The organism is Nocardioides stalactiti (assembly GCF_014180715.1).
Classification (GTDB): domain Bacteria; phylum Actinomycetota; class Actinomycetes; order Propionibacteriales; family Nocardioidaceae; genus Nocardioides; species Nocardioides stalactiti.
The window spans coordinates 1-5217 of sequence record NZ_JACEFC010000188.1; the positions used below are offsets into that span (position 1 = coordinate 1).

The 5217-nt window shown below is 71.5% G+C and carries 5 protein-coding genes; 2 read left to right on the forward strand and 3 right to left on the reverse strand.

Features of this window, described 5'->3' with window-relative positions:
- Positions 1–1186: ATP-binding protein (locus H0487_RS21705; RefSeq protein WP_183096299.1), on the reverse strand; the 1186-nt coding region annotated here is incomplete at its 3' end.
- A gap of 19 nt (positions 1187–1205) precedes the next feature.
- Positions 1206–2729: a carboxyl transferase domain-containing protein gene (locus H0487_RS21710; RefSeq protein WP_183096300.1), complete on the reverse strand. Its 1524-nt coding sequence runs from the start codon at positions 2727–2729 to the stop codon at positions 1206–1208.
- Between the two features lie 69 nt (positions 2730–2798).
- Between H0487_RS21710 and H0487_RS21715 the strand changes: the two genes are divergently transcribed.
- On the forward strand, positions 2799–3368 hold the full coding sequence (locus tag H0487_RS21715) for a TetR/AcrR family transcriptional regulator (RefSeq protein WP_312856050.1): 570 nt from the start codon (positions 2799–2801) through the stop codon (positions 3366–3368).
- A 114-nt stretch (positions 3369–3482) separates the two neighbouring features.
- Here the strand turns inward: H0487_RS21715 and H0487_RS21720 are convergent, their stop codons facing one another.
- A complete protein-coding gene (locus H0487_RS21720) occupies positions 3483–4181 on the reverse strand; it encodes an EcsC family protein (RefSeq protein WP_183096301.1) in 699 nt (232 codons plus the stop codon).
- 17 nt (positions 4182–4198) lie between these two features.
- On the opposite strand from H0487_RS21720, the gene aat reads away from it, so the two are divergent.
- Positions 4199–4936, forward strand: coding sequence for a leucyl/phenylalanyl-tRNA--protein transferase (gene aat, locus H0487_RS21725; RefSeq protein WP_183096302.1), 738 nt, complete (start codon positions 4199–4201; stop codon positions 4934–4936).
- The last annotated feature ends 281 nt before the right edge of the window (positions 4937–5217 follow it).

Below are 5217 nucleotides of genomic sequence, written 5' to 3' on the forward strand. Positions count from 1 at the left end.
CCCCGGCGGCCAGCTCCCGGAGGAAGCCGGTGTTGGTCGTGAGCCCGAGGACGGCCGTCTCGTCGAGCGCGTCGACGAGGCGCCGTCGAGCGGCCTCGCGGTGCGGGCCGACGGCGATGACCTTGCCGAGCATCGGGTCGAAGGCGGTGCTGACGACCTGCCCCGGAGCGAGGTCGTGGTCCACCCGGACGGCGGTCGGCCAGACCACGGTCGACGCCGTGCCCGCCTGCGGCAGGAACCCGGCGTACGCGTCCTCGGCGTACACCCTCGCCTCGATCGCATGGGCAACCGGTACGACGTCGGCCTGGGCCAGCGGCAGCCGAAGGCCGGCGGCGACGGCCAGCTGGAGCTCGACCAGGTCCAGGGCGGTCACCTCCTCCGTCACCGGGTGCTCGACCTGGAGCCGGGTGTTCATCTCCAGGAAGTAGAACTCGCCCGACTCGGCGTCGAGGAGGAACTCGACGGTGCCCGCGTTGGTGTAGCCGACGCTGCGCGCCAGGTCGACGGCTGCCGCGTGGATCCGGTCGCGGACGTCGTCGGAGAGGTACGGCGCAGGCGCCTCCTCGATGACCTTCTGGTGCCGACGCTGGGCGGAGCACTCGCGCGTGAGGAGGTGGAGGACCTCTCCGTGGGTGTCGCCGAGGACCTGCACCTCGATGTGGCGACCGCGCTCGACGTACTTCTCGATCAGCATCGTGTCGTCGCCGAACGCGCTGGCGGCCTCGCGCTTCGCCGCGGCGATCGCTTCGGCGAGCTCCGAGTCAGATCGCACGACACGCATGCCCTTGCCGCCGCCGCCGGCCGCGGCCTTCACGAGGACCGGGTAGGCGAACGTCGCCGGGTCGTCGTCCAGCCCGTACGACGGCACCACGGGGACCTGCGCGGCGATCGCGATCTCGCGGGCGGCGTCCTTGCGCCCCATCCGCTCGATCACCTCGGGCGTCGGGCCGATCCAGGTGATGCCGGCCTCGGCCACGGCGCGGGCGAAGCCGGCGTTCTCCGAGAGGAAGCCGTAGCCCGGGTGCAGGGCGTCGGCGCCGCACGCGAGGGCAGCAGCGACCTGTGCGGTCGGGTCGAGGAAGTCGGCGGTCCCGGCGACAGACTCGATGCCGAGCCGGTCGCAGGTCCGCGCGACGCGGCGGGCGATCTCGCCGCGGTTGGCGATGTACACACGCTGGAAGGTCATGAGTCGTCCTTGGGGGCGTTCACATGCGGAAGATGCCGTAGGAGGGGTCGGCGACCGGCGCGTTCGCGGTCACCGCCAGCGCCATGCCGAGCACCCGGCGGGTGTCCGCCGGGTCGATGACGCCGTCGTCCCAGAGTCGGGCGGTGGCGTAGTACGGCGATCCCTGCGTGTCGTACTGCTGACGGATCGGCTCCTTGAACGCCTCGTCGTCCTCGCGACCGGCGACCGTCGCGAGCACGTTGGCGGCCTGGTCGCCGCCCATCACCGAGATCCGCGCGTTGGGCCACATCCACAGGAAGCGTGGGTCGTAGGCGCGGCCGCACATGCCGTAGTTGCCGGCGCCGAAGCTGCCGCCGATGACGACGGTGAGCTTGGGGACGACCGAGCAGGCGACCGCCGTCACCAGCTTCGCGCCGTCACGGGCGATGCCGCGGTTCTCGTAGTCCTTGCCGACCATGAAGCCGCTGATGTTCTGCAGGAACAGGAGCGGGATCCCGCGCTGGTTGCAGAGCTCGACGAAGTGCGCGCCCTTGAGCGCGGACTCGCTGAACAGGATGCCGTTGTTGGCGACGATGCCGACCGGGTAGCCGTGGATCTTCGCGAAGCCGCAGACGAGCGTGTCGCCGTACAGCTGCTTGAACTCCTGGAGCCGGCTGCCGTCCACGAGTCGCCGGATCACCTCGCGCACGTCGTACGGCGTGCGGGTGCTGGCCGGGACGACGCTGTAGATCGACTCCGGTGCCTCGTGCGGATCCTCGACGTCGGTCGGGGCGTCCGGGGCGGCCCCTGGAAGGGTGGCGACGATGCCGCGCAGGATCTGGAGGGCGTGGGCGTCGTCCTCGGCGAGATGGTCGACGACGCCGGAGGTACGGGCGTGGACGTCGCCGCCGCCGAGCTCCTCGGCGGTGACGACCTCTCCGGTCGCCGCCTTCACCAGCGGCGGCCCGCCGAGGAAGATCGTGCCCTGGTTGCGGACGATCACGGTCTCGTCGGACATCGCGGGGACGTAGGCACCGCCCGCGGTGCAGGAGCCCATGACGGCCGAGAGCTGGGGGATCCGTCGGGCGCTCATGTTCGCCTGGTTGAAGAAGATCCGGCCGAAGTGCTCCCTGTCGGGGAACACGTCGTCCTGCATCGGCAGGAAGGCGCCGCCGGAGTCGACGAGATAGACGCAGGGGAGGTGGTTCTCAGCGGCGATGGTCTGAGCGCGCAGGTGCTTCTTCACGGTGACCGGGTAGTAGGTGCCGCCCTTCACGGTCGCGTCGTTGGCGACGACCATGCAGTCGCGGCCCTCCACGCGCCCGATACCGGCGACGACACCCGCCGACGGAACGGCGTAGTCGTCGTCGCCGTACATGCCGAAGGCGGCCAAGGGGGCGACCTCGAGGAACGGGCTGCCGGGGTCGAGGAGCCGGTCGACGCGGTCGCGGGGCAGGAGCTTGCCGCGGTCGGTGTGCTTCTTGCGGGCCGACTCGCTGCCGCCCTGGCGCACGCGCGCGAGCCGCTCGCGCAGCTCGGTGGTGAGCTCCTCGAGACTGGTCATGCCGTCAGGTTAACGATCATTAACCTGGCGGGTCAATCGAGACTGGTGAACGAGCGCTAACCTGAGCCGGTGATCGAGACCGAGCCGACCCGCCGCGAGCAGATCCTCGCGACAGCGGCAGAGCTCTTCGCGGCCCGCGGCTTCCACGGGGTGTCCGTCGCCGAGCTCGGCGCAGCCTGCGGCATCTCCGGTCCCGCGCTCTACAAGCACTTCCCCAACAAGCAGGCGCTGCTCGCCGACATGCTGGTCTCCATCAGCGAGGAGCTGCTCGCCGTCGGCCGGGCGCGGGTCGCGGCCGCGGACGGGCCTGCTGCCGCCGTCCAGGCCCTGGTCGACTGGCACGTCGAGTTCGCCCTGGGCCACCGGCCACTGATCATCGTCCAGGACCGCGACTGGGAATCGCTTCCCGAACAGGCGCGCGACCAGGTCCGTCGGCTGCAGCGGTCCTACGTCGACCTGCTCGCCAACCAGCTGCGGCTGGTGCGGCCGGCCGTGAGCAAGCCGACGGCGCACGCCGCCGCCCAGGCGGCCTTCGGGCTCCTCAACTCCACGCCGCGCGCCGGCCACGCCATCTCCGACGACGCGCTCCGCACGCTGCTCGCGGCGATGGCCGTCGCGGCGCTCGGCGCCGCTCGCTGATCACGACCAGCTGGCACCTCGGGCCCGCAAGAGGGGCAAGTCGGGCCCGCAAGAGGGGCAAGTCGGGCCCGCACGAGGGGCAGGTCGGACCCGCAAGGGGGGCGACTCGGCGGGTCAGCGGGGCGAGCGCGGGAGGAACTCGCGGTCGGCGTAGCGGCCGACCTTCCAGGTGGAGTAGCCGTCGGCGGTGGCGCCGACGAGACCGCCGACCACCGGGACGCGCTTGCCGACGGTGGTGGCGAGGCGCTTGCCGATGACGCGGGCGACGAGGTCGGAGGCGACGGCGGAGGTGATGATGGTGTCGAGGAGGGGGTCGTGGGAGGGGGCGGTGGCGATCGCCATCGGCGGGGCGGGGAGCTGGAGCTTCTTGACCATCTTGCGGACCGAGTCGTCGCCGAGGACGGTCACCAGGATGGCGTTGCGGACCCGCGGGTCCTCGAGGTCGTAGCCCCGCAGGTGGGCGATGCCGGCGACCATGCGGCACTGGATGAGCGCCAGCTCGGTGATGTTCACGGGGGCGATGACGGCAGCGGTGACGAGCCCGCCGAGGTTGGTGGCGAGGCCGCCGACTCCCGCGTAGCGCACGTGGTTCTCGATGACCTCGTGGATCGCTTTGTCGACATTTCCGTGCTGCTCGCGCAGCTGGGCCTCGGCGGCATGGGCGGCGGGCGGCAGCGGCCCGACGCCGACGATCGCCCGGTGCAGGGCCTCGCGCACGAACGACGAGGTGAGGCCCGGGGCGAGATCGGCGATCTTGGGGACGACGACCCGGGCCGTGTTGACGGCCAGGCCTCGTTTGAGGCTGCTGCGCATGTGAAAATCTTAGGGGGATGGACGAACGAGGGCCGATCGAGCCGCCGCCGACACCGTGGGAGCTGCCCTCCCGTGAGCACCTCGGCGACCTCGGGGGCGACCACGACCTGGTCGCGATGGGCGCCGACCTCGCCCCGGGCACCTTGCTGGCGGCCTACCGGCGGGGTCTGTTCCCGATGCCCGAGCAGGCTCGGCCCAGGCTCCGGGTCCGCGGCGCCGCACCCACGGTCGGTTGGTGGTGCCCCGCGCAGCGGGGGGTCCTCCGCCTCGACGGGCTGAAGGTGTCGCGGTCGCTGCGCCGCTCGACCCGCGACTTCGAGGTCCGCGTCAACACGGCGTTCGACGAGGTGGTCGCCGCGTGCGGTGATCCGACCCGGACCGGCGCGTGGATCGACAGCGGCATCCAGAAGGCCTACGGCGACCTGCACCGGCTCGGTTGGGCACACTCGGTCGAGGCGTGGCAGGAGGGTGTCCTCGCAGGTGGCCTGTACGGCGTCGCCATCGGCGGGCTCTTCGCCGGGGAGTCGATGTTCCACCGGGTCCGGGACGCCTCGAAGGTCGCGCTGGTCGGCCTGGTCGACCTGATCACCGACGTGCACGCGGCCGACCGGCTCATCGACGTGCAGTGGTCGACGCCGCACCTCGACAGCCTCGGCGTGGAGGAGATCCCGCGCAGCGACTACCTCGCGCGGCTACCTGCCCTGCTCGACGTACCGCTTCCTGAGGTGTTTGCCGCGGGAACGGCGGGGGCATGACCCCTTCCGGTCACTGGCGGGCATCAATAGTCTGCCAGTGTGCGGGCCACCGTTGTGGCCGCTCCCAGACCCGGCGCACGCGGCGCCGTGTCGTCTCCGAAAGGAAACCCGCATGACCCGGATCAAGCGACCTGCCGCAGCGATCAGCGCGGCAGCGCTGCTCTCCTTCTCCCTCACGGCGTGTGGCGGTGCTCCCACCGACGCCTCGGAGAAGGACTTCTGCAAGGGCTTCAACGACGCCTTCGAGGTGCTGTTCAGCGCGGGCGGCGAGGAGCCGAGCG